Annotated in this window: 22 protein-coding genes; 10 read left to right on the top strand and 12 right to left on the bottom strand. The window is 65.3% G+C overall.

Features of this window, described 5'->3' with window-relative positions:
- The first annotated feature begins 93 nt into the window (after positions 1 to 93).
- The 7 genes from QX108_RS06385 (at position 94) to QX108_RS06415 (ending at position 4,691) form a co-directional block, all read left to right on the top strand.
- A complete protein-coding gene (locus QX108_RS06385; protein WP_315780371.1) occupies positions 94 to 1,050 on the top strand; it encodes a helix-turn-helix domain-containing protein in 957 nt (318 codons plus the stop codon).
- Positions 1,051 to 1,103: 53 nt separating this feature from the next.
- On the top strand, positions 1,104 to 1,265 hold the full coding sequence (locus QX108_RS06390) for a hypothetical protein (protein WP_172113964.1): 162 nt from the start codon (positions 1,104 to 1,106) through the stop codon (positions 1,263 to 1,265).
- Positions 1,266 to 1,301: 36 nt separating this feature from the next.
- Entirely contained in the window at positions 1,302 to 1,637 is a 336-nt protein-coding gene (locus tag QX108_RS06395) for a cytochrome c (protein ID WP_315729268.1), read from the top strand.
- A 99-nt stretch (positions 1,638 to 1,736) separates the two neighbouring features.
- Positions 1,737 to 3,161: an MFS transporter gene (locus QX108_RS06400; RefSeq protein ID WP_315780368.1), complete on the top strand. Its 1,425-nt coding sequence runs from the start codon at positions 1,737 to 1,739 to the stop codon at positions 3,159 to 3,161.
- 3 nt (positions 3,162 to 3,164) lie between these two features.
- Positions 3,165 to 3,926 carry a sulfite exporter TauE/SafE family protein gene (locus tag QX108_RS06405; RefSeq protein WP_315720604.1) on the top strand — a complete coding sequence of 254 codons (762 nt, stop codon included), beginning with the start codon at positions 3,165 to 3,167 and terminating at the stop codon, positions 3,924 to 3,926.
- Between the two features lie 150 nt (positions 3,927 to 4,076).
- Positions 4,077 to 4,373, top strand: coding sequence for a type II toxin-antitoxin system RelE/ParE family toxin (locus QX108_RS06410; protein ID WP_315780366.1), 297 nt, complete (start codon positions 4,077 to 4,079; stop codon positions 4,371 to 4,373).
- Positions 4,374 to 4,382: 9 nt separating this feature from the next.
- Positions 4,383 to 4,691 (top strand): HigA family addiction module antitoxin, encoded by a 309-nt coding sequence (locus QX108_RS06415; protein WP_315780364.1) that lies wholly within the window; start codon positions 4,383 to 4,385, stop codon positions 4,689 to 4,691.
- A gap of 189 nt (positions 4,692 to 4,880) precedes the next feature.
- Here QX108_RS06415 and clpA read toward each other — a convergent pair whose 3' ends face one another.
- Together clpA and clpS are read right to left on the bottom strand one after the other, a co-directional pair.
- Positions 4,881 to 7,271 carry an ATP-dependent Clp protease ATP-binding subunit ClpA gene (gene clpA, locus QX108_RS06420; protein ID WP_315720607.1) on the bottom strand — a complete coding sequence of 797 codons (2,391 nt, stop codon included), beginning with the start codon at positions 7,269 to 7,271 and terminating at the stop codon, positions 4,881 to 4,883.
- Between the two features lie 351 nt (positions 7,272 to 7,622).
- Positions 7,623 to 7,955: an ATP-dependent Clp protease adapter ClpS gene (gene clpS, locus QX108_RS06425; RefSeq protein WP_008960690.1), complete on the bottom strand. Its 333-nt coding sequence runs from the start codon at positions 7,953 to 7,955 to the stop codon at positions 7,623 to 7,625.
- A 455-nt stretch (positions 7,956 to 8,410) separates the two neighbouring features.
- On the opposite strand from clpS, the gene QX108_RS06430 reads away from it, so the two are divergent.
- Complete coding sequence (locus QX108_RS06430; RefSeq protein ID WP_315720608.1) at positions 8,411 to 10,186, top strand: pilus assembly protein; 1,776 nt, start codon at positions 8,411 to 8,413, stop codon at positions 10,184 to 10,186.
- A gap of 92 nt (positions 10,187 to 10,278) precedes the next feature.
- On the opposite strand, the gene QX108_RS06435 is transcribed toward QX108_RS06430, so the two are convergent.
- Complete coding sequence (locus QX108_RS06435) at positions 10,279 to 10,620, bottom strand: phasin family protein (protein ID WP_172113956.1); 342 nt, start codon at positions 10,618 to 10,620, stop codon at positions 10,279 to 10,281.
- A gap of 439 nt (positions 10,621 to 11,059) precedes the next feature.
- Between QX108_RS06435 and QX108_RS06440 the strand changes: the two genes are divergently transcribed.
- A complete protein-coding gene (locus QX108_RS06440) occupies positions 11,060 to 12,817 on the top strand; it encodes a serine hydrolase (protein WP_315720609.1) in 1,758 nt (585 codons plus the stop codon).
- A gap of 235 nt (positions 12,818 to 13,052) precedes the next feature.
- Here QX108_RS06440 and QX108_RS06445 read toward each other — a convergent pair whose 3' ends face one another.
- The 4 genes from QX108_RS06445 to QX108_RS06460 all read right to left on the bottom strand — a co-directional run bounded on the left by QX108_RS06445 (position 13,053) and on the right by QX108_RS06460 (position 17,119).
- The gene (locus QX108_RS06445) at positions 13,053 to 13,769 is read right to left on the bottom strand and encodes a DnaJ domain-containing protein (protein ID WP_315780361.1); all 717 of its coding nucleotides are present in this window, start codon (positions 13,767 to 13,769) and stop codon (positions 13,053 to 13,055) included.
- A gap of 109 nt (positions 13,770 to 13,878) precedes the next feature.
- Positions 13,879 to 14,631 (bottom strand): VWA domain-containing protein, encoded by a 753-nt coding sequence (locus tag QX108_RS06450; protein ID WP_315780359.1) that lies wholly within the window; start codon positions 14,629 to 14,631, stop codon positions 13,879 to 13,881.
- A 201-nt stretch (positions 14,632 to 14,832) separates the two neighbouring features.
- Complete coding sequence (locus QX108_RS06455) at positions 14,833 to 15,720, bottom strand: alpha/beta fold hydrolase (RefSeq protein ID WP_172132772.1); 888 nt, start codon at positions 15,718 to 15,720, stop codon at positions 14,833 to 14,835.
- A gap of 475 nt (positions 15,721 to 16,195) precedes the next feature.
- Positions 16,196 to 17,119, bottom strand: coding sequence for a division plane positioning ATPase MipZ (locus QX108_RS06460; protein WP_172113951.1), 924 nt, complete (start codon positions 17,117 to 17,119; stop codon positions 16,196 to 16,198).
- 262 nt (positions 17,120 to 17,381) lie between these two features.
- Between QX108_RS06460 and panC the strand changes: the two genes are divergently transcribed.
- Complete coding sequence (gene panC / locus QX108_RS06465) at positions 17,382 to 18,233, top strand: pantoate--beta-alanine ligase (RefSeq protein ID WP_315780356.1); 852 nt, start codon at positions 17,382 to 17,384, stop codon at positions 18,231 to 18,233.
- A 308-nt stretch (positions 18,234 to 18,541) separates the two neighbouring features.
- Here panC and QX108_RS06470 read toward each other — a convergent pair whose 3' ends face one another.
- The 5 genes from QX108_RS06470 to QX108_RS06490 all read right to left on the bottom strand — a co-directional run bounded on the left by QX108_RS06470 (position 18,542) and on the right by QX108_RS06490 (position 22,457).
- Positions 18,542 to 18,982 carry a DUF1489 domain-containing protein gene (locus tag QX108_RS06470; protein ID WP_315780354.1) on the bottom strand — a complete coding sequence of 147 codons (441 nt, stop codon included), beginning with the start codon at positions 18,980 to 18,982 and terminating at the stop codon, positions 18,542 to 18,544.
- A 23-nt stretch (positions 18,983 to 19,005) separates the two neighbouring features.
- Positions 19,006 to 19,944, bottom strand: coding sequence for a hypothetical protein (locus QX108_RS06475; RefSeq protein WP_315726215.1), 939 nt, complete (start codon positions 19,942 to 19,944; stop codon positions 19,006 to 19,008).
- 406 nt (positions 19,945 to 20,350) lie between these two features.
- Positions 20,351 to 20,542 (bottom strand): hypothetical protein, encoded by a 192-nt coding sequence (locus QX108_RS06480; RefSeq protein ID WP_172113948.1) that lies wholly within the window; start codon positions 20,540 to 20,542, stop codon positions 20,351 to 20,353.
- A gap of 220 nt (positions 20,543 to 20,762) precedes the next feature.
- Entirely contained in the window at positions 20,763 to 21,422 is a 660-nt protein-coding gene (locus tag QX108_RS06485) for a glutathione S-transferase family protein (RefSeq protein WP_315780352.1), read from the bottom strand.
- A gap of 162 nt (positions 21,423 to 21,584) precedes the next feature.
- Positions 21,585 to 22,457: a hypothetical protein gene (locus tag QX108_RS06490; RefSeq protein ID WP_315780350.1), complete on the bottom strand. Its 873-nt coding sequence runs from the start codon at positions 22,455 to 22,457 to the stop codon at positions 21,585 to 21,587.
- Between the last annotated feature and the right edge of the window lie 106 nt (positions 22,458 to 22,563).

Consider the following 22,563-nt stretch of genomic DNA (forward strand, 5'->3'; position numbering starts at 1 on the left):
AACTCGACTGCGGCCGCCAGTCAGACGAGCCGGCCCAGAACTTGCTGCAGATCCGACCATCCACGCGACACGAAAGCGGAGGGAAACGGAGCGATGCCGGTGCTGTTCACGACGGATGGAAGCCCGGGCCACCGCCGGCTGGCGCTGTGGCAGGATATCGTCTGCGACGTCTATGTCGGCCTCGACTGCACGTCCGATCTCGGCAGCGCGTTTCGCGGTGCGGTGACGCACACGACCTTGGGCCGGGCCGTCTGCTCCGAGGTTGCCTCGGACCAGCAGCGCGTCCGCCGGACAACACAGCGCATCGCGCGTGCCGATGCCGACTACGTGCTGATCGCGCTCGGGCGCGAGGGCACCGGCGGCGTCACCCAGGACGGCCGCGACACGGTGATCCGTCCCGGCGAGTTCGCGATCTACGACACGACGCGGCCTTATGAGCTGCAATTCGACGCGGCCTTCCGGCAGACCGTGTTCAAGCTGCCGCGCGAGATGCTGCAGCGCAGGATTGGCGCAACCGAGGCTGTCACGGCCATCACTTTCGGCAGCGACAGTCCGCTGCAGCCGCTCGCCTATGACTTCATCATCAAGCTGTGCGAGCGCGCCGATCACATCGGCGTCGAGCATGCCGAGCACCTCGCGGATCAGGCCGCCGACCTCCTGGCCATGACTCTGACGGAGCGGCTCAGCTCGCAGCCCTTGCCGTCTTCCAGCCATCGCGCGGCCCTGCTCTATCGCATCAAGGCGCATATCCGGACGCGGCTGTCGGATTCGGAGCTGTCGCTGCAGGCCATCGCGCGCGAGGTCGGCCTGTCGGCGCGCTACGTCAGCGACCTGTTCTCGGACGAGCAGCTGTCGTTTCAACGCTTCGTTCTGGCCGAGCGCCTCAAGCACTGCCGGCGCGACATCGGCTCGCCGGCGTTGGGGCATCGTCAGATCGGCGAGATCGCGTTTTCCTGGGGCTTCAACGACCTCTCGCATTTCGGCCGCGTGTTCCGCGAGCAGTTCGGCGTGTCGCCGCGCGAGTGGCGGCGCAGCAGCGCTTCGCGCTAAGCTCGCGGAAAGGCCGACTCCGCGATGCGGCGGCCCGTGCCGGGATTGCTTGGATGCGCCGCTTCGCCATGAAGGCTCTGTTCTCGCTGCTGACGCTGCAGCGGGACGACGAAACGCAGCTGCGCTGGGATCGCATCGTGCTGATCGGCTCGACGCTGGTGACATTGGGGCTGATCGCGCTCTATGCCTACGGCAAGGCGGAGGGCCGCTGGTAGCCCGATGCAACCGAGACCTGAGACGAGTTCCTGATGATGCGACGAATTGGCTCCGCGTGCCTGCTGCTGCTCATGACCTCCACGGCCAGCCATGCACTGGACAGCGAGCAGAGGCGAGGAAAAGCGCTCTTGCAAAGCCTTTGCAGCCGATGTCATGCGATAGGTCCCGCCGGCGCGAGCCCGCATCCCGACGCGCCACCGTTCCGGACCTTTGGTGACAGCAAACTCTACGACGACGATTTTGCCCAGCGACTGCAGAGCGGCCTCTCGACCATCCACAAGGACATGCCGAGCTTCCGGTTCGATCGGGCCGACGCGGAAGCCGCCGTCAATTATCTCAAGGCCATCCAGGTCCGCCCCAGGCGGCGGTGACGCGTCGGCGCCATCCGCCGGTCTGGAACGGGACTTGTGCGTTGCGGTTGCCCGTTCCCGTCCCCTTTCCGCGGCCCGGCTGCCGCCGGAGCCCGCGCCATGACATCGCCGATCAGGGTCCTGCACGCCGACGGCCTGCCGCTGCCGCAGCGGACCTGGGCGATCGTGACCATCGCCCTCGGCATCGTGCTCGCGGTCGTCGACGGCGCGATTGCCAATGTGGCGTTGCCGACGATTGCCCGCGACCTCAATGCGAGCCCCGCCTTCTCGATCTGGATCGTCAATGGCTATCAGCTCGCGGTCACGATCTCGCTGCTGCCGCTCGCCTCGCTCGGCGAGATCATCGGCTATCGCCGGGTCTATCTCGCCGGCCTCGTGCTGTTCACGGCTGCGTCCGCCTTCTGTGCATTGGCTGACAACCTGCTGCTGCTGACGCTCGCCCGCATCCTGCAGGGGTTTGGCGCCGCCGGCATCCTGAGCGTCAACTCGGCGCTGGTGCGCTTCACCTATCCGCAGGCGCTGCTCGGTCGGGGCATCGGCATCAACGCGATGGTCGTCGCCGTCTCGGCTGCGGTCGGACCGACCATTGCCGCCGGCATCCTCGCGGTCGGCAGCTGGCCCTGGCTGTTCGCGATCAACGTGCCGCTCGGCATCGTCACCTTCGTCTTCGGCTTCCGCTTCCTGCCGCACACGCCGCGCGCGTCGCACATGTTCGACTGGCAGAGCGCGGCGCTCAGCGCGGTGACCTTCGGTTTCCTCATCGCCGCCGTCGACAGCCTCGGTCACGGCGAGGCCCTGGTCACCTGCGCCATCGAGTTCGTCGTCGCCGTCACGGCCGGCGTCTGGCTGGTGTACCGGCAGACGCACATGGCCTCGCCGCTGCTGCCGCTCGATCTGCTGCGCATCCCGGTGTTCGCGCTGTCGATCGCGACCTCGATCTCGTCGTTCTGCGGCCAGATGCTCGCCTTCGTTGCCATTCCCTTCTATCTCGAAAGCCATTTCGGCTATTCGCCGGTGCAGATGGGCCTCTTGATCACGCCCTGGCCGATCGCGGTCGGCCTGACCGCCCCCATCGCCGGCCGGCTGGTGGAGCGGGTGCCGGCCGGCCTGCTCGGCGGCGTCGGCCTCGTCATCTTTGCGCTGGGGCTCGGCGCGCTCGGCCTGCTGCCGCGCGAGCCGTCGTCATGGGACGTCGTCTGGCGGATGGCGCTGGCCGGCTGCGGCTTCGGCCTGTTTCAGACCCCGAACAACCGCACCATGATCGCGGCCGCGCCGCGCGAGCGCGCCGGCGGCGCCAGCGGCATGCTCGGCACTGCGCGCCTGCTGGGTCAAACGACGGGCGCCGCGCTGGTCGCCATGTTCCTCGCGATTGATCCAGTCGACGGCACCCGGCTGTCGCTCCTGACCGGGGTCGGCTTCGCCCTGGTCGGCGCATTCCTGAGCATGCTGCGCCTCTCGCCGGCCGGCGCGCGCGGCGCCGAGCATGTGCGGGTCCAGGACGGCCAGCGGTTGAAGGGCGAATAGGCCATGGCCGATTGGATGATGCTCGCTTTGCTCGCGCTCGCCGCGTTCGGCTCGGGCATCGTCAATGCGCTGGCCGGCGGCGGCGCCTTCCTGACCTTCCCCACCCTGCTCGCGGCCGGCATTCCCGCGATCGACGCCAACGCCTCGAGTACGGTCGCGCTCTGCCCCGGTCAGTTCGTCAGCGCCTTCGCCTCGCGCGAGATCCTGAACGATCCCAAGGCATCGTGGCGTGGCGACCTCGTCCGGCTGTCGATCATCAGCCTGATCGGCGGCACGTTGGGAGCGGTGCTGTTGCTGGTGACGCCATCGGATGCGTTCAGCCGGCTGGTGCCGTGGCTGCTTCTGTTCGCAACCACCGTGTTCGCATTCGGCATGCGTTTCACGCCGAAGGACGGCGCGCGCTGGATCGGGCCGGTGACCATCCAGGCCGTCCAGTTCGTGATCGCGATCTATGGCGGCTATTTCGGCGGCGGCATCGGCATCCTGATGCTGGCCGCTCTGGTGTTCTACGGGATGCGCGACATCCGCGCCATGAACGGCCTGAAGATCTGGTTGGCGGCGCTGATGAACATCATGGCCTCGGCGATCTTCGCATTCTCCGGCCGCGTGCATTGGCTGGAGACGCTGACGATGATGTGCACGGGCATGCTTGGCGGCTTCGTCGGCGCACGCCTCGGCCAGATCATCCCGCCGGCTTACGTGCGCCGCTTCGTCATCGCGGTCGGCTGCGGCCTGACGGTCTACTTTTTCGTCAAGCCGGCCTGAGGCGCGAGCCCCTTATCACCCCTGATGCTCAGCGCCGGGGTGATCCTGGATCAGATGCATTCCGCAGTTCGTCACCTCAGCCTCGCAAAGATGGAGGAGCATTGCGGGCTGTGTCATAGGGTGGTACATTGCCTCAAACGGGGCGGCACGATGATCGTGAGCTTTCGGGATGACTGGCTGCATCGGTTCTTCGTCGACGACGTCAGGTCCAAGAAAATCCCGGCGGATCTGGAAGACAGGCTGTTCCGGAAGCTCCAGTTGATCGACGATGCCGCCACCGACGGCGATTTGCGGTCCCCGCCGAGCAATCATTTCGAGAAGCTGCGCGGCCATCTCGACGGCTTTCATTGCATCCGCGTCAACAAGCGCTGGCGGCTGGTGTTTCGCTGGCACGGCGGCCGCGGCGAGGCGACCGATCTCTATCTTGATGACCACAGCTACGAGTGAGCCCCATCCATGCTGATGACCAAACGCAAGCCGGCGACGGTGGCCGAGATCATTGTCGAGGAGTTCATGCAGCCGCTCGGGCTGACGCAGACCGCGCTGGCGGCAGCGATGGGTGTGCAGCGCAAGCACGTCAACGAGCTCTGCAACGGCAAGCGCAACGTCACCGCCGCCACCGCCCTCATCCTCGCCCGCGTGTTCGGCAACAGCGCGGAGTTTTGGCTCAACGTCCAGCGCCGCACAGACCTTTGGAACGCGCTGCATTCGCCACGTGACCGCAAGCGGATCGACCGCGCGAAGCCGCTCAATTCGGCGGCGTGAGCCCCGGTCCACCCCTCCAGATCGAGGATCGGAAAAACAAAGCCGACACGACGTGGCGGAGGCGCGGCCCAAGGGAGAGAGCGTCTCGACCAAGCTTTCCCGACCAAATAGACGAGTGCTGAAGAGAAGAGGCCCAACAAAAAGGCCGGCGAGACGCCGGCCTTTTCATTCAATGGTATCGTCAGGGCGTTACGCCTTCACCAGCGGTCCCTTCGGCGCGGGCCCCTTCGGGCCGCCGCCGCCGGACTTCGGCTTGCGCTTGCGCGCGGCCGGCACCTCCGACTTCGGCGTGACCGGCCCCTCGACGAACTCGAAGCCGATTTTCTCGTCCACGCCGGACTCGTCCTTGACGAGGACGACACGGACATGGCCGCCGCCCTTCAGCTGGCCGAACAGCACCTCGTCGGCCAGCGGCTTCTTGATGTGCTCCTGGATCACGCGGCCCATCGGACGCGCGCCCATCTGCTCGTCATAGCCGTGCTGGATGAGCCACGCCTTGGCCGGCTCCGACAGCTCGATCGTGACGTCGCGATCGGCCAGCTGGGCCTCGAGCTGCAGCACGAACTTCTCAACGACCATGCCGATCACCTCGACGTTGAGGTGTGCGAACGAGACGATGGAGTCGAGACGGTTGCGGAATTCCGGCGCGAACTGCCGGTTGATCGCCTCGTGGTCGTCGCCTTCCCGCTTGGCGCGGTGGAAGCCGAAGGCCTGCTTGGCCATGTCGGCAGCGCCCGCATTCGTGGTCATGATCAGGATCACGTTGCGGAAGTTGACCTGCTTGCCGTTGTGGTCGGTGAGCCGGCCATGGTCCATGATCTGCAACAGCACGTTGTACAGATCCGGATGCGCCTTCTCGATCTCGTCCAACAGCACCACGCAATGCGGATGCTGGTCGACGCCATCGGTCAGCAGACCGCCCTGGTCGAAGCCGACATAGCCGGGAGGCGCGCCGATCAGACGCGACACGGTGTGCCGCTCCATGTACTCGGACATGTCGAAACGCAGCAGCTCGACGCCCAAGGTCGCAGCGAGCTGCTTGGCGACCTCGGTCTTGCCGACACCGGTCGGACCCGAGAACAGATAGCAGCCGATCGGCTTCTCCGGCTCGCGCAGGCCGGCCCGCGCCAGCTTGATCGAGGCCGACAGCGATTCGATCGCCTTGTCCTGGCCGAATACGACGCGCTTGAGCGTCTGCTCGAGATGCTTGAGCACCTCGGCATCGTCCTTCGACACGCTCTTCGGCGGGATCCGCGCCATGGTGGCGATCGTGGTCTCGATCTCCTTGATGCCGATCGTCTTCTTGCGCTTGTTCTCGGCGAGCAGCATCTGCGCCGCACCGGACTCGTCGATCACGTCGATCGCCTTGTCCGGCAGCTTGCGGTCGTGGATGTAGCGCGACGACAGTTGCACCGCGGCCTCGATGGCCTCGTTGGTGTACTTCAGGCGGTGATAGTCCTCGAAATACGGCTTCAGGCCCTTGAGGATCGCAATCGCATCCTCGACCGAGGGCTCATTGACGTCGATCTTCTGGAACCGGCGCACCAGCGCGCGGTCCTTCTCGAAGTGCTGGCGATATTCCTTGTAGGTCGTCGATCCCATGCAGCGGATCGAGCCCGAGGCCAGCGCCGGCTTCAACAGGTTCGAGGCGTCCATGGCGCCGCCCGACGTCGCACCCGCACCGATCACGGTGTGGATCTCGTCGATGAACAGGATCGCGTTCGGATGCGCCTCGAGTTCCTTGAGGACCTGCTTCAGCCGCTCCTCGAAGTCGCCGCGATAGCGCGTGCCGGCCAGCAGCGTCCCCATGTCCAGCGAGAACACGGTTGCCGCCGACAGCACCTCCGGAACCTCGCTGTCGACGATGCGCTTGGCGAGGCCTTCGGCAATCGCGGTCTTGCCGACGCCGGCTTCACCGACGAACAGCGGGTTGTTCTTCTGGCGTCGGCAGAGCACCTGGATGGCGCGGTTGATCTCGGAGTTGCGGCCGATCACCGGGTCGATCTTGCCGTCGCGGGCCTTCTTGTTGAGATTGACGCAATAGGTTTCCAGCGCCTCGCCCTTTTTCTTGGAGTCCTCACTGCCCTTGGTCTCGGTCTCCTCGTCGACGCCGCGCACGGGGCGCGCTTCGGAGACGCCGGGGCGCTTGGCGATGCCGTGGCTGATGTAGTTCACGGCGTCGTAGCGCGTCATGTCCTGCTCTTGCAGGAAGTAGGCGGCGTGGCTCTCACGCTCGGCGAAGATCGCGATCAGCACATTGGCGCCGGTCACCTCTTCACGGCCCGACGACTGAACGTGGATCACCGCGCGCTGGATCACACGCTGGAAGCCGGCGGTCGGCTTGGCGTCGTCGCTGCCGTCCGTGACCAGATTTTCGAACTCGGTTTCGAGATAATTGACGAGACTGCCGCGCAGCTTGTCGAGGTCGACGCTGCACGCGCGCATCACGGCCGCTGCATCGCTGTCATCGATCAAGGACAAGAGGAGATGTTCCAATGTCGCGTATTGATGATGACGCTCGTTGGCAATCGCCAGCGCACGATGCAGGGATTGTTCAAGGCTTTGAGAAAAAGTCGGCATGCGCGTCCTCTGTGGCCCCCTGCCATCATGATCGCCGCCGCCCGGTCAGGCAACAACAACCTTTGTCAAATATAGTTATAACCGAGTGCGACAAAAGACCGGTCGGGCGGCTCGATTACGCGTTCACTCGATCGTCAATGCAAAACCCGTTCCGATTGTGACGCATCCGATTGTGACGCGTCCGGCTGCGACAGCCGCAGCGAGCGATCTCCGGGCAAGGATCCGGCTTGGACCGAGACGCCACACCGGCCGTAATTCCCCGGACCAGACCATCTCGCGGCACTGACCGCAGGGACCTGCGACGGCCCATTGAGCGCTCGCGCCAGGCGGATCTCCCCGCGCAGACCCGCCCTATTTTTTCTCCATCACACACTGCAACGGGTGCTGGTGCTTGCGGGCGAAATCCATCACCTGCGTCACCTTGGTCTCGGCGATCTCGTAAGTGAAAACGCCGCACTCCCCGATGCCATGATGGTGCACATGGAGCATGATCTTGGTCGCGGCCTCGACGTCCTTGTTGAAGAACTTCTCCAGGACGTGAACGACGAATTCCATCGGCGTGTAATCGTCGTTCAAAATCAGAACGCGATAGAGATTGGGGCGTTTGGTCTTCGGTTTCACCTTGGTGATCACGGACGTGACCGGACCCCCGGTGCCACCGGACTTGTTGTCGTTATTGCTCATCCTAGGTGCGGATCGGTTCAATCTGGAATTTGGCTGCGACATCTTGCACGCGTTAGATAATGTTGCGAGGACACCAATAAAGGGTTTCCCGCACTGTCCCCTCCGGGCCGCTTCCGCCACCCGGTCCTGCGTTCCAGATCGCCTGTCCCTGCCGACCGGCCCGATCGGACCGACCCCAGGAATATGGGTCAGCGGCCGGTTTGCCGCAAGCGCGTCCCCATGGATGGAGCGACGCTCCGGCAGGACCGATTCCCTGCCCCGGCGATGAGTCCAAAGGTTAATCAAACCGGTGGCATTTTACAAAGCCGATTCACCGGGCGTTGACAGGGAACCCGCGCGCCGTGCGAACGAGCCGCCATGCTGCGGGATTTGCAGCGTTTTTCGAGGATTCGATTCACCGACCCTTGAGGATCGGGGCGCCAGATCGCTCGCAGACATCATCATTGGTGAGCGACATGACCGCTGCGACCCTCGTCCGCTTCTGCCGCCGTATTGTGCGACGCTTCGCCCGCGACAACCGGGGCAACATTGCGGTGACCTTTGCCATCGCACTGTTGCCGATCCTGGCCTTCGTCGGCGCCGGCGTCGACTACAGCCGCGCCAATGCCGCAAAATCGTCGATGCAGGCCGCGCTGGATTCGACCGCGCTGATGCTGTCGCGCGATCTGGCCCAGGGAACGATCACCTCGGCCGACATCGGAACGAAGGCATCCGCCTATTTCAAGGCGCTCTACACCAGCGCGGACGCCAAGAGCGTCGCGGTGACCGCCAACTATACCGCTTCGAGCAGCTCCTCGGCGTCCAACATCCAGCTCACCGCCTCCGGCCAGATCATCACCCAGTTCATGAAGCTCGCAGGCTTCCCGACGATGGACTTCAGCACCAAGGCGACCACGACCTGGGGTGACGTGAAGATGCGCGTCGCGCTCGCGCTCGACAATACCGGCTCGATGGCCTCCAGCAACAAGATGACGGCGCTGCAGAACGCGGTCGCCGGCAGCGGCGGCCTGATCGATCAGCTCAGCGCGCTCGCCAAGACCCCGGGCGACGTCTACATCTCCGTCATTCCGTTCGCCAAGGTCGTCAACGTCGGCGCCAACAACTACGCCCAGGACTGGATCGACTGGACCGATTGGCAGAATCCGCCCACGATCCAGCCCAATAACGGCTCCTATCAGGCCGCAATCCCGAACGGGAGCTACACCCAGGCGCAGTGGGACATGGTGGGACCGGGATCGTCCTGTCCGTTCAGGTCCAGCAACGGCTTCTCCTACTTCTCCTGCGCCAGCGAGCCGACAACGGGAAGCTCCAGTGCCTCCCGAATCCCATCGAGCGGGACTTACAACGGGTACATCTGCCCCGGCTACGATTCCGCCTCGCACAGCTACTATAACGGCTGCTGGACCAGCGTGCAGACCAGCACCCGGGTGAACTGGTGCACCGGCAGCAACTGCAGCTGTCAGACCAGCGGCAGCAACATTCCGAACAACACCTGTAGCTGCACCGGCAGCTATTCCAGCACCGTCTGCAAGGTCAACACCTTCACGCATACCTGGGTTGCCAACGCCAAGAGCACCTGGACCGGCTGCGTCGCCGACCGCACCCAGCCGAATGACGCGAACGCCGTCTCGCCCGCGACATCCGATGTCACGACGCTGTTTCCGGCCAACCAGCACATGGAGAACAGCACCCAGTACTGCAGCAGCAGCGCCTCAACGAAGCTCGCCCAGATCGTGCCGCTCAGCTACAATTGGAGCTCGCTGAAGAGCGCCGTCAACGCCATGGAGCCGACCGGCGGCACCAACCAGGCGATCGGCATGGCCTGGGCGGTGCAATCGCTAATCCCGAACGGCGTGCTCGGGGCGCCTGCCGAGGACGCCAACACCACCTACAACCGGGTCATCATCCTGCTGTCGGACGGCCTGAACACCGAGGACCGCTGGCCGGAATACGGCAACGGCTCGAGCCAGGCCTCGGGCAATCCGATCGATGCGCGCCAGGCCCTGCTCTGCTCGAACCTCAAGAACAGCAAGGATGCCAAAGGCAATTCGATGTACACGATCTACACGATCCAGGTGAACACGAGCTCGCCCGCCGATGCGACCTCGACCGTGCTGCAGAACTGCGCCAGCAGCCCGGACAAGTTCTACATGCTGACGAGCTCGAGCCAGATCGTGGCGACCTTCAATTCGATCGGAACCGCGCTGTCGAAGCTGCGTGTCGCCAAATAGCAGCTGCCGCCGCCTGGAACACCGATCGCATCAAGCAACAAAAAAGCCCGGCGCGAGCCGGGCTTTCAGCTGTCACCTCGCGACGGCTGCGATCAATGCGCGGCCGGCGGAGTGAACTTGGCAGCGAAACCTTCGAGCGGCTTGAACGCCTGCTTGGCGAGGTCCGAATACAGGCCGGCGATCTTCTGCGAATCGGCGACGAAGGTCTCGTAGGCCGACTTGGCGTATTCGGTCTGGACCTCGAGCACCTTGTCGAGCGACTTCACGCCCGAGAGCTTCTCGACGAACGACTTGGTGTCCTCGAACGACTTCTTGGTGTAGTCGCCATAGGCCGTGGCGATCGCATGCAGGCCGTTCTGGACCGTGGTCGCGGAGTTCACGACCGTCTCGAACTGCTCTTTGCCGTAGTTCTGAATGTCTTCAACCTTAAACATGTGGCATTCCTTTCCCTGACTTTAGCGCCCGCAGGGAGGCCCCGGCTCCCTGACGCAGTCCCAATATAGTGCACCGCACAATAGAAAGCAAGAATCTTGTGCAATGCACCATGATGGGCATTGCTTCACGCCGAAGTCTGCTAATGGCTCAGATGCTTCACGTCGGGCCAGTTCGACCGAAATCCCCGGGTTCGGCGCAAGGTTTCTTTAATCCTTTGGCAACTCGACCGTCCTAACCTCTCCTGTGGTCCCGGCCAGCGTCGGCCGAACCGTAAAGCTGTTCTAAAACAGCGTCTTAACAAAACCTCAGTTCGGGCCCTTCGATGCATGACCGCGTCGAGGCGCAAACTGGAGGTCCGACAGGCAAGATCACGGGAGCGTTTTGGCACAATTTCGCCTTACGGGCCGGTGATCACGTCAGAAATTGGACGGGGATTTCATGCTTCGCAAAAACTTGGCTTCCTCGCGCCTGCTGCGGGTTGGCGTCTACGGGCTGCTCACGCTCACGGTGGCGGCAGTGGTCACGGTCGACAGCGCGGAAGCGCGCCGGCGCCATCGGCACCACCATGCGCGCCACTCCCCCCACAATGACGAGGGCAGCTACAGCCCGGCATTCGCCTCGATCGTCGTCGACGGCAATTCCGGCGCGACGCTGACCGCGACCAATCCGGACGCGCTGCGGCACCCCGCCTCGCTCACCAAGATCATGACGCTCTATCTGCTGTTCGAGCGCCTCGAGTCCGGCAAGATGAAGCTCGATACCGAGATGCCGGTGTCGGAGCACGCCTCCGAGCAGTCGCCGACCAAGCTCGGCCTGCGCCCCGGACAGAGCATCCGCGTCGAGGATGCGATCAAGGGCCTGGTGACGCGCTCGGCCAACGACGCCGCCGTGGTCATCGCGGAAGCGATCGGCGGCGACGAGGACGAGTTCGCCAAGATGATGACGCGCAAGGCGCGCTCGCTCGGCATGAGCCGCACCACCTATGTCAACGCCTCCGGTCTTCCGGCCGACGCCCAGATCACGACGGCACGCGACCAGTCGATCCTCGGCCGCGCGATCCAGGACCGCTTCCCGCGCTACTATCGCTATTTCTCGACGGTGGTGTTCAATTATCGCGGCCAGTCGATCCGCAACCACAACCACCTGCTCGGCAGCGTCGAGGGCATCGACGGCATCAAGACCGGCTATACCCGCGCCTCCGGCTTCAACATCGTGACCTCGCTCCGTCGCGGCAACCGCCATCTGGTCGGCGTCGTGCTCGGCGGCCGCAGCGGCGGCTCGCGCGACGCGATCATGCGCAACCTGCTGGCCGAGAATCTCGACAAGGGCGCGACCCGCCGCACCGTGGCGGCGATCGGCGAGCGCGGCGGATCAGATGCCGGCGACAGCGCCGACCAGGGCACCGTCCAGCTCGCCTCGGCTGCGCCGGAGACGCCGGCGCCGAGCCGCGCCGCCAAGCTGATGTCGACCCTCTCGGAAGCGACCGCGGCGCTGCCGCCGTCGGCGCCGAAGGAGGCCAGGGTCGAGCCCGCCCCGATGACCTCCGGGGTGATCCAGAACCAGCCGATGTCGCTCGTTCCCGGCTCGACCGAGCCGATGAAGCCGGTCAAGGTCCGGACGGTTCAGGTCAAGGCTGGCGCCGTGAAGCTCGCCACCGCCGCGCCGCAGCCGGTTGCCCCTGCTCCCGCGCCGTTCGCGCAGCGCGTCGAGGCCATCGAACCGGCGCCGCCGATCGTCCGCGCCGAGGCCCCGCGTCCCGAGCTGCCGCCGCAGCCTGCGGGTCACGGCACCGGCAACGGCATTCTCGGCGTGCTGCCGGCCTCCAGCCTGCCGCCCGCCTCGTCGCAGGCCATGGCCTATGCTGCGCCTCCCGCCCCGCCGTCGCAGCCGCCGACGCAGTTGGCGTCCGCCAGCCCTGCTGCAGAGGTTCCGGTTCGCTCCGCCGTGGCACGTAGCGGCTGGATCATCCAGGTCGGCGCGCTCGACAGCGAGGCCGAGGCGCAGAAGCGGATCGAGGCCGCGCGCAGCTCGGCGCAGGGCCTGCTGAGCAAGGCGGATCCGTTCACCGAGACCATCTCGAAAGGTGACAAGACGCTGATCCGCGCCCGCTTCGCCGGTCTCGATCGCGATCAGGCCGAAGCGGTGTGCAAGAAGCTGAAGCGCGCCGACATCTCCTGCATGACCGTGCACAACTAGCGCACATCACCATAGCTGCCGATGAGGCCCGCGCGACACACGCGCGGGCCTTTTCTTTTGCGGACAGCCCCGGCAGTGCGTCGGCCCAACCGGTGAAAACCACTCGTCAAGGAATTGCCGCTAGAACTTTTTCACCATGACGAATGATCGCGCCTGACGAAGTCGAGAGCAGCAGGCGTCGTTTCACTGCGGTGGAAGCGGGTTCGGTGTTGTGGCGTTGGTGGCGTTGCCGGAGTTAGCCGTGATGCGTACGAAGCAGAGTATCCTTGGCCTCGTTCACCCGGGCGGCGAGATACGTCGACCCCCCTTGGTCGGGATGCAGTTTCTTCATGAGCGCACGGTGGGCACGCCCGATCTCGTCACGCCCCGCGCCCGGCTGCAGGCCAAGGATCTGATAGGCCTCCTCCGCCGTCATTTTGGAGCTCGACGCCGCGCGGCGCTGCCCCCCTGCCGCGTCGCGCTGCGCGTGCTGACGCCAAGCGGGAAACCGGCGGTCCAGATAAGTTTCAAGTAGCGAGACGCTGTCGGCGTCGAGGCTTGGCAGCATCGCTGCGAGCTGCGGCAGATCGAACTCGTCCAGCGCACGGCCGGCATGAGCGCCGGCGACGAAGCGGCCCTGCAGCTGGCCGCTGTCATGGTCGAGCATCATCTCGATCGCGGGCGAGCGCACCCGCGAGCTCTGACCGGAGGAGCGCGCTCCGCCCAGCCCGAACATGCTGCCGACATTGCCGAGACCGCCCGGCGACCAGCCCAGCAGCCCTGCCCCGAACAACCCGATCGGAATCGCCACGACCAGCTCGCCGCGAAGGCCGGTGAAGGCCGCCACTGCGAGGCAAGCGATGCCTCCGGCGAACTTGATCGCGCGCGCCAGGGCCGCCGGATTGGCGTTCCGGAACATCTGCAGCAACAAATAGAGGGTGATGACGGCGACGGCGCCCGCGATCAGTGTCATCGGCGGAATATAGGGCCTGTCGCGACAAAAAGCATGACCGGCCCGGTGTGACGCTGATGGCTTCAACAGGCGTGTCGCGCCAGCCGACCGCGCTCGTCCGATACCATGCTCATCTCATCTGCCCGATCAGGCGTGCCGCCCCGCCCTCCGACGCCGCCAGGCGGAGCAGCGCGTCACGGCCGCCCGCGGCGTAGGCTGCGGCCGCGCGCAGCAGATCCCGCAATTGAGCGGCGGCGCCCGGATCGAACCGGCACCACGCCCCGCCGGACAGCCGGGCCATCTCGCGAAACGCCTGTTCGGCAACGGGGTCGTTGCCTTCCTGGAACAGGAAGAGCGGGACCTTCAACAGCCCGAGCTCGCCGGCCCGCGCACAGAGCTCGTCGACGTTTTCCTCCATGGCATCGCCCACGAAGACGACGGCGCGGATCCGCGCCGAGGTGGCGTGGCGGCGGGCCTCGGCGAGAACCTTGCCGATCTGGGTCTTGCCGCCCCGGCAATCGATCTTGCCCATCAGGCGGGCGAGCTCGGCACTGTCTGAGATCCAGCCCGTCGCACGACACTCGTTGAAGCCCCGGTAGTAGACCAGCCGCACATCGAGACTGCCCAGAGCCGCGGCCTCGCGGAACATCTCGGCTTGCAGCGCACAAGCCATGTCCCAGGTGGGCTGCCGGCTCAGGGTCGCATCGAGGGCAAAGACCAGGCGGCCCCGGCTTCCGGACGCAGCCACGGCGCGGGCCTGTGCAACGAAATCTGCGATCGCGGCGGCGCTGGACCGCTCGGTTTCAGGCAACCGCTGGCTGTCGGTTCCATCATCCGGCGAGGTGATCGAGCCGGAACTGGATTTGAAAGGCCCCTGGACCATGCGCACGCACCTGCTTGGATGCGCATGATGTGGGCAGGCGTCCCGGCAGCTTCAATGAGCGGCGCAGCCGCTCGGGCCAGGTCTTTGGGCCAGGTCTTTGGGCCAAGTCTTTGGGCCAAGTCTCGGGTCACGTCGCAGAGGCGCCCGACGCATCCCGAGCATGTCCTCGGGATTAGCTGATCGCGCCTCGCGCCCGCACGATCAGTTCGTCAGCGCCTTGGTTGGGGCCGCGGCCTTGCCGACCGGCGCATAAGGCGGAACCGGGCCGGGATCGAGCAAGGGGGTCCTGGTCTTCACCGGCGCGATGGCGCTGGAACTGTCGCTGTCGGCCAGGAACTTGTCGAGCATGGCCTGGATCGACGACTTTGCATCGTCGGGCCCGGTATCACGCATGTCATTGTGCTGGAAGTCGGTGTTGACGACCGTAATGCCTTCCTTCTCGCAGATGTCGTCGCTCGGGATCACACCAGGATCCGTCTTGAACTGCGGATCCTTGGAGCGGAACGACAGGATCTTGAACTTGCCGTCGGTCACGAAGGGAACGCGCAGATTGTCGAGCGTGACGACCTTCTTGACGTCGTCGGGATACTGCTTGGCGAAATACATCGAAATGTCGCCGCCCATCGAATGGCCGACCATGGTCAGGTGGTCGTAGTCCGCATTCGGCTGCAGCTGGCGCATCTGCTCGACGGCGAACCGGATATTGGCGACGCCGCGCTGGATCTGCGGCAGGCGGCCGACATAGGGCTCGCCGACCTTGGTCACCATCGGCGGATCGGTCGGCAGGTCATGCTGGATGCTCACCGCCATGTAGCCGCGGGCGGCAAACACGTTGGCCACGAACGAGTACTCGGTGAACTTGACGGTATTACCGTGATTGAGGATCGCCACCGGAAGCTTGATCATGCCGGCCTCGGCCTGCATCTCCTTGTCACGCCGGATGGCCACGGCGACCTCGACGAGGCGATTGCCGCGGGAGGCGTCATAGAACCTGACGGTTTCGTGCCGGATCGCCCACTTGCTGGCAGTGAAGTAGCCGACGGCCGCCAGCACGCTGACGGACAACAGGACGGTTATTCCACGCTTCATGTTCGTTCCTCGGGAGCTACAATCAAAGGTAGTTTAAGACCTGTAAGACTCTCGTGACCCGTGGTGTCTAATATATGTAACGGGGCTGTGACAGGAAGGCTAAATGTTGTGTATCCATCGCCCGTTCGTTGTGCGGCGCACCTAGTTGCTGTGCAGCATACCGTCACATCCGCCCTTCCCATGTGACGTGAACCCTCAACGTCGGGTTCAAATCAGTCATGAATTTGACGGTAATCTAGCGAAAACTGTGGCTTCGGCGTTGACCTGAGACAAATCCAGCCGCCCGGCCGACGGCCTGCACCACGATCGCCGGATCCCGTTGCACTGACGACTAGCCGAAGCGTCGGCGCTCATTCAATGCGCACGATGTCTCAGGCCGCAACCGCCGGCTCAGCTCACTGATCAGGATGACGACGACGGGATGACGGCCATCGGACTGGCGCGAGGTCGCAGCGGTCGCGCCCCGCCGACGGGTTCAGGCGCTGATGATGTCGTGCAGGTCGAGCGGCTTGTCGACCTGGGCAAACCATTCGGCCCGGTTGGCGGCGCGGCGGCGGCCGCGCTCGTCGAGCGGCAGCTTGAGCTGGCGCAGCAGGCTCGTGACCTCCTCCCGCGCCGTGACATGGCCGAGATTGGGGCGCGTGCCGAGCGTCGCTTCGTCGATGTCGTCCAGCGCAGTCAGCCCGCGCGGGAAGAACTCGCGATACACGACCCGCTCGGCGAAGCCGTCGATGGCGCGGAAGCCGAGCCGCAGCGACAGATCCTTCAGGCCCTCGGCCACCAATTGCTTGTTGCGCGAGCCGAGCATCGACAGCCGGTTGCGGACCACGATCCAGTCGGTCATGGCGCCGTCGATCTGGCGGCGCTTGCGCCGGACGTCGCGCACCATCTCGGCGTAGTGACTCTCCCCGGTCACCGCATAGGTCGCGGCGTCGACCGTTCCGAGCACGTCGAAATCGAGGAAGCTGTCGTTGATCGGGGTGACCAGCGTGTCGGCCATCGAATGCGCGAGACGCATCAGGTAGCTGTCGTTGCCGGGCGTATCGATGACGATGAAATCGAACGACCGTTCGACCGCACTCACCGCCTCCATGAACTGCTGGAACTCGGTGTTCTCGTTCTCGTCGATCTGCAAGGTCTGGCCGAGCTGGATGCAATAATGCGTCGGCAGCTCGAGGCGCAGGCCGGTGCGGCGGGCCCAGGCGCTGCGATTGTTGATGTAGTGGGTGAAGCTCTGCTGACGACAGTCGAGATCGATGGTGGCGACGCGCTGGCCAGCCTTGAGAAGTGCAACGGCGATGTGCAGGGCGGTGGTGGACTTGCCAGACCCGCCCTTCTCGTTTCCAAGCACAACCACGTGGGCCGAGCCCGATTGTCCTTGGCTAGTCTGCACCAGCATGTGTTCGACCCCTTACGATCATCTTCGAGTCACGGTCGTCTGCGGTCAAGTGAAATGCATCATCATCGTGAATCCCACGGGGGACGCATCCTCCGCTACTACTTGACGCGCGCGTTTACCAACTCCGCATTTGCTGCGGAGACGTGCTAACAGGCGTATTCAAGTAAGCTGAGCGGCTTGTCGCGTTCTTGTGAAAGGCAGTCGCCCGAGCGTCAAGGCCGAACAGAAAATCCGCGTTTTTTCGCTGTGAGATCGAGCAAAAATGTCACGACCCCCGCATGTCGCCCGCACCATTCCAGCCCTCCGACGCGAGCTCGACGGCTTGCGTGCGCGAAAAGCCAGCATCGCGCTCGTGCCAACGATGGGGGCGCTGCATGAAGGCCACATCTCGCTCGTTCGACTGGCGAAGCGCCGCGCCGACAAGGTCGTCGTCTCGATCTTCGTCAACCCGACTCAATTCGCGCCGACAGAGGATTTCGGCTCGTACCCGCGTACCTGGAAAGAGGATGTTGGAAAGCTGGCGGCCGAGCGCGTCGATCTGATCTGGCACCCCGACGCGAAGGCGATGTACCCGGACGGCTTCGTGACGCGGATCGTGCCCGAGGGCGCGGCGCTGGCCGGACTGGAGGATCGCTTCCGGCCGCATTTCTTCGGCGGCGTGGCGACCGTGGTCGCCAAGCTGTTCACGCAATGCCGGCCCGACGTCGCGATCTTCGGCGAGAAGGACTATCAGCAGCTCCGCGTCGTCGCACAGATGGCGCGCGACCTCGATCTGGGCGTGCGCGTCGTCGGCTCCCGCACGGTGCGCGAACGCGACGGTCTCGCGATGTCCTCGCGCAATGTCTATCTCAGTGCAGAGCAGCGCTCTGTTGCACCGACGCTGCACCGGGTGCTGAAGCAGATCGCGACGCGGCTGCGCGCGGGCGAGGACATGCGGCAGGCGGTTCGTGATGGCGCTACCGCGATCACCGAAGCCGGCTTTGCCTTGGACTATCTCGAGGTCCGCCACGCGGAAACGTTGGCGCCGATCGGACCCAAGGAGTCCGGGCCGAAGCGGATTCTGGTGGCAGCCAAGATCGGAACCACGCGGTTGATCGACAACATCGCGGCGTGAGAATCGCGAGAGGAAGCGGCACAAGCGCCGGAACCAGAACAGGCGGGTTACACCGTCTGCGAGGTGCAAATGACTGCGCCCTCTCCCCTTGCGGGAGAAGGCATGTAGACAGCACGGCGGGCTCGGTCGGGTGAGGGGTATCTCTCCACACGTTTTCTTGCGGAAAGATACCCCTCACCCGATCGCGTATGTGGATGGGCCGGTGATGCCCTCTCCCGCAAGGGCCGAGGGCGCAGCAACTGGCATCGCGGAGCGGATGGTTCTGTTCGAGAGTGAGCTGCGGCACGCCAGCATTGGAACTCGCGCCCTTACAGCAGCCCCAGATCCCGCAGCTCGCGCCGCAGCGGCTCGGGCATGGCCTCGACGCCGGCGGCGCTGGCCTTGCCGAGATCGGCGGGAGCATCCTCCGCGGTCAGATAGCGCCAGCCCTGGAACGGGCGCATCGGCCGCGGCGACACGGCAATCACCCTCGGCTGCATGATGATGCGGCAGCGTCCGATGCCGTCGCCGTCGCGAAACGGCTCGATGCCGACGATCTTCTCGCGCGCAGCGACCTCGCCGCGAATCACCCAGTACAGCGAGCCGCCGCCGAGAATGTCCTCGACCCGTTTCGGCGTCATCCGCGTGACGTGCACGTGCTGCTGCGGCAGGCCCTTCTTCTTGGCCGCGAGCATGCGCTCGGCGATCCATTCCTTGAGCTCTTTGACCGACTCGCAGCCGACGGCCAGCTTGATCAGATGCAGGGGCATGATGGCGGTTCGATCAGCGGGCTCTATTCGTCCTTGGCGGCCGGCTCGGCCGCCTCAGGCGCGGCCTGCGGCGCTGCCGCCGGCGGCTTCGGCCTAGGGGCCGCCGCCTTCTTGGCCGCAGGAGGCGCCTGCGCATGGCTCGCCGCGACGCTGGCCGGCGCAGCCGGTGCCGGCGCAAGCTGCGTCGGCGGCTTTGGCGCCGCCGCAGGCGCAGCCGAACGCGTCGAGGCCGTCGGCTCAGGGTTCATGATGCTGACTGGCGGGGTGTTGGCCGAGCTGGGAAACTCCGCAGTCGTGGGCTTGCCGGACGGCGCCGAGGGCGCCAGGCCGGCGAAAGTGCCGGCGGCCGGCTGCTGACCCGCAGCAGCGGCTGGCGGCGCGTTCCACTGCGAGGCATAGCGCGTCACCAGCCCTTCATAGGTCCGGCCTTCCATGTTGTTGACGAGTTGCTGGCGGTCCGCCACGGCACGGAACATCACGCAGTCGGTCGGCGTGCAGCGGTCGCGCGTCAGCAGCACATAGGCCATCAGGCCATAGCGATCACGCTCCACGGCACGGCGCAGCGCCAGCAACTCGGCGGTCATGACCTTGTTGGCGCTGGCGACATCCCCCGCCTGCGTCAGCCGGCTCAGCATGCCCGCCGCATAGCTGACGGCGGCCGCCGTCATCTCGGCCGACCCGAACAGGCCCCGCTCACAATTCGACAGCACCAGATCGCCGGCGAGATCGTCGACGCAGGCGAGCGCGGGCGGTGAGACGCCGACCGAAGCCGTCGTCGCAGCATCACCATTGCCACCGCGGGGCGAGGCATCCTGGCTGCGCATCATCGAAGCGACCGCGATGCCGACGGCAAGCAGGGTGATCACCGTCAGCGCGCCGTTGGCGACCGACTTCTCGGCCCGCAGCAGCGTGATCAGCACGATCAAAGCAAAGAAGCCCGCCGCCGCAACGGTGAGCCACATCGGGAACGCCGGCGAGTTCAGGAGCTGGTCGAACGACGAGGGCCAGGTCGAATTCAAGGTCGAATTCATGCGCGCTGATTCCTGACGCGGGCCAAGCAAATCGGCCCCGATGGCATCCCGACATGGGACACAAGTGAAACGATCACCAAATTCAAACGATCACCCGATCCATGACGCCCCGCTCCAGGACAATACGACGATTCCATGCCCCGTGCGGGCACGGGATGGTGCGGAGCTACCCGCTATCCCCAGGGGGATCGCGCAGCCTTCGTAACACCTTCGGAGTCACACCTTCGGACAAAACCTTCGAAACCGGGCTTCGAGCCCCGTTGAGACTGCCGTTTCTCCTCCCTATCGACCGGCTGCGTCCGCCGACGCGCCGAGCCTGCCGAAAATCGTGCCGTCCTCAAGACAAGGCCAACTGGCTCTCTCTTGCAACCCGTTCAAAGGCTTCCGTCGAGCTCTTGATCCGGTACTGGCAGTCGTCCCCATCCGTCGGAAGTTGACGGATGATTTCATAGGTACCGCTGGCCGCCGGACGCGAGACGTTGCTCGCGGTAAAATAGACCGTCGACCCAATGGGGAACTTGTGTTTCAACGCCCTCTCCTGCTCGCATGCCGGCAAGAGCCCCTGGTCCCGCTGCCCGGGCCGGCGTGTCTTTAATAATATCTCTCCTATAGCACGCCGCCGCCGGCCGTGGCCAGCGGCCTCGTGACATGGCAAACACTGATATTGCGAGCTTCTTCAACGAGATGGCGCCGCGACCGGTATTCCTGGACTAACAGGCCCGGACAGGCTCTGGACAACCCATCGGACGTCAGACGTTCTCCACCCGGTCGATGGTCCAGGTTTCTGCAAGCCCGTCCTTCACCCAGGCTGCGAAGGCCGGCATCGCCATCATCGTCGCCATGTAGGCCCGGGTGTCCGCCGCGACCGGAACCGCGAAGGTGTGGAAGCGCGTCACGACCGGAGCGTACATCGCGTCTGCTCCGCTGAAGCGGCCGAACAGGAACGGACCGCCGGCGCCGTAGCGCGCCCGGCAGTCGCGCCAGATGTCCTCGATCCGGGCGATGTTGGCCCGGGCGTCCGCGGACAGCTCCACCGGCCTGATCTCGCGATGCAGGTTCATCGGACACTCGTTGCGCAGGGCCTGGAAGCCGGAATGCATCTCGGCCGAGACCGACCGCGCATGCGCGCGCGCCGCCGCATCAGCGGGCCAGAGCCCGGCCTCCGGACAACGTTCCGCGAGATATTCGATGATCGCGAGCGAGTCCCACACCGTCACGGCGCCATCGATCAGGATCGGCACCTTGCCGGCAGGCGAGTGGCTGAGGATACGCGCCTTGTCGGCGGGATCGTCGGTGTAGAGCGGGATCACGATCTCCTCGAAGGCGATGTCGCAGCCGCGCAGCGCCAGCCACGGCCGCATCGACCATGAGGAATAGTTCTTGTTGCCGATCACCAGCTTCAGCGTCATGTCGCACCGTCTCCGCATCTCGAGCGTGGACCGCCCGTGCATCCCCCGCATTGGGGACCCGCGCGATCGAGGATCGCATACAGGATGAACGGCCATCGCGTCGACAGCCAAGCGCGACCATGCGACGCCCGCTCTCTCCCGACACGCATGCGCCGGTGGCGATCAGCGGACGAAGTCCCGCGGCGTGAACGACATCTCGATGATCTTCCACTCGTTGTAGCGATCGGGCGGAAGCATCGCGTAAGGCTGGCAGGCGTTCAACGCCTGGACCGCGCTCTCCTTGAGCTGAATGGCCTTCGAGGCTGCGACGACCTCGATCACCTCCGGCTCGGTCGCAAGCCGTCCATCCGGTGTCATGCCGAAGCGAAGCCTGATCAGCACGTTGTCGGACAGCGACAGCGAGACCGGCAGACGCGCGCAGCTCCTGACCTTCTCCCGCAGCGCTGTCTCGAGATTGGGAGCAAGGTTCGTCGTCGCGACCGACCCCGCCTCCTTGCCATCCTCCGAGGCCCCGGCTCGCGGCAGCGGTGAGAGCGGCTCGGGCAGACCGAGCATGACGCCGTATTTCACGGTGAGGTCCGGCTCTGGGGGCACATAGCTCGGCGCTGGAACCGGCGCTGGTGGCGGGGTCTGCTTGGCGGCGGATTTGACCTCCGATCTGGCGGCCAACTTCGCCGCTTTGGGCGATGCAGCCGGCACTGGCTGTTTCGCCGCCGGTGCGGCCGGCGCCTGCGGAGTCGGAGTTTCCTTGGCCTCTTGCGGAGGACTGGGCGGAGGTGGCGCGGCGGCCGCCGGCAAGGCGCTCGGGGCCGGCTGCGGCAGGACCAGCTCCGGCGTCGGCGACGGTGATGGCGTGACCAACGGTTCCGGCGTCTTCTGCGGCTCGTCAGCGTCGACGATATTGACCGCGATCTCGTCGGACTTCGGCATCTCGTAAGGGCGCACCGAGGTCGAGACCACGGCGCCGCCGAAGATCAGGAGATGCACGAGCACGGATGCGGCGATGCCCCAACGTATGAACTGCCAACGTTCCATGCTGCTTCATTTGCGCCCGCTCGCGGCCTGGCGCATGCGGCACGCGCTGTCGCGGGGGTCATCGCCAGGGTTGAGCGCGGGCCACCTGCCCGCTCCTGCCACTCTA

This window comes from Bradyrhizobium sp. SZCCHNR1002, assembly GCF_032381435.1.
Taxonomy (GTDB): Bacteria; Pseudomonadota; Alphaproteobacteria; order Rhizobiales; family Xanthobacteraceae; genus Bradyrhizobium; species Bradyrhizobium aeschynomenes.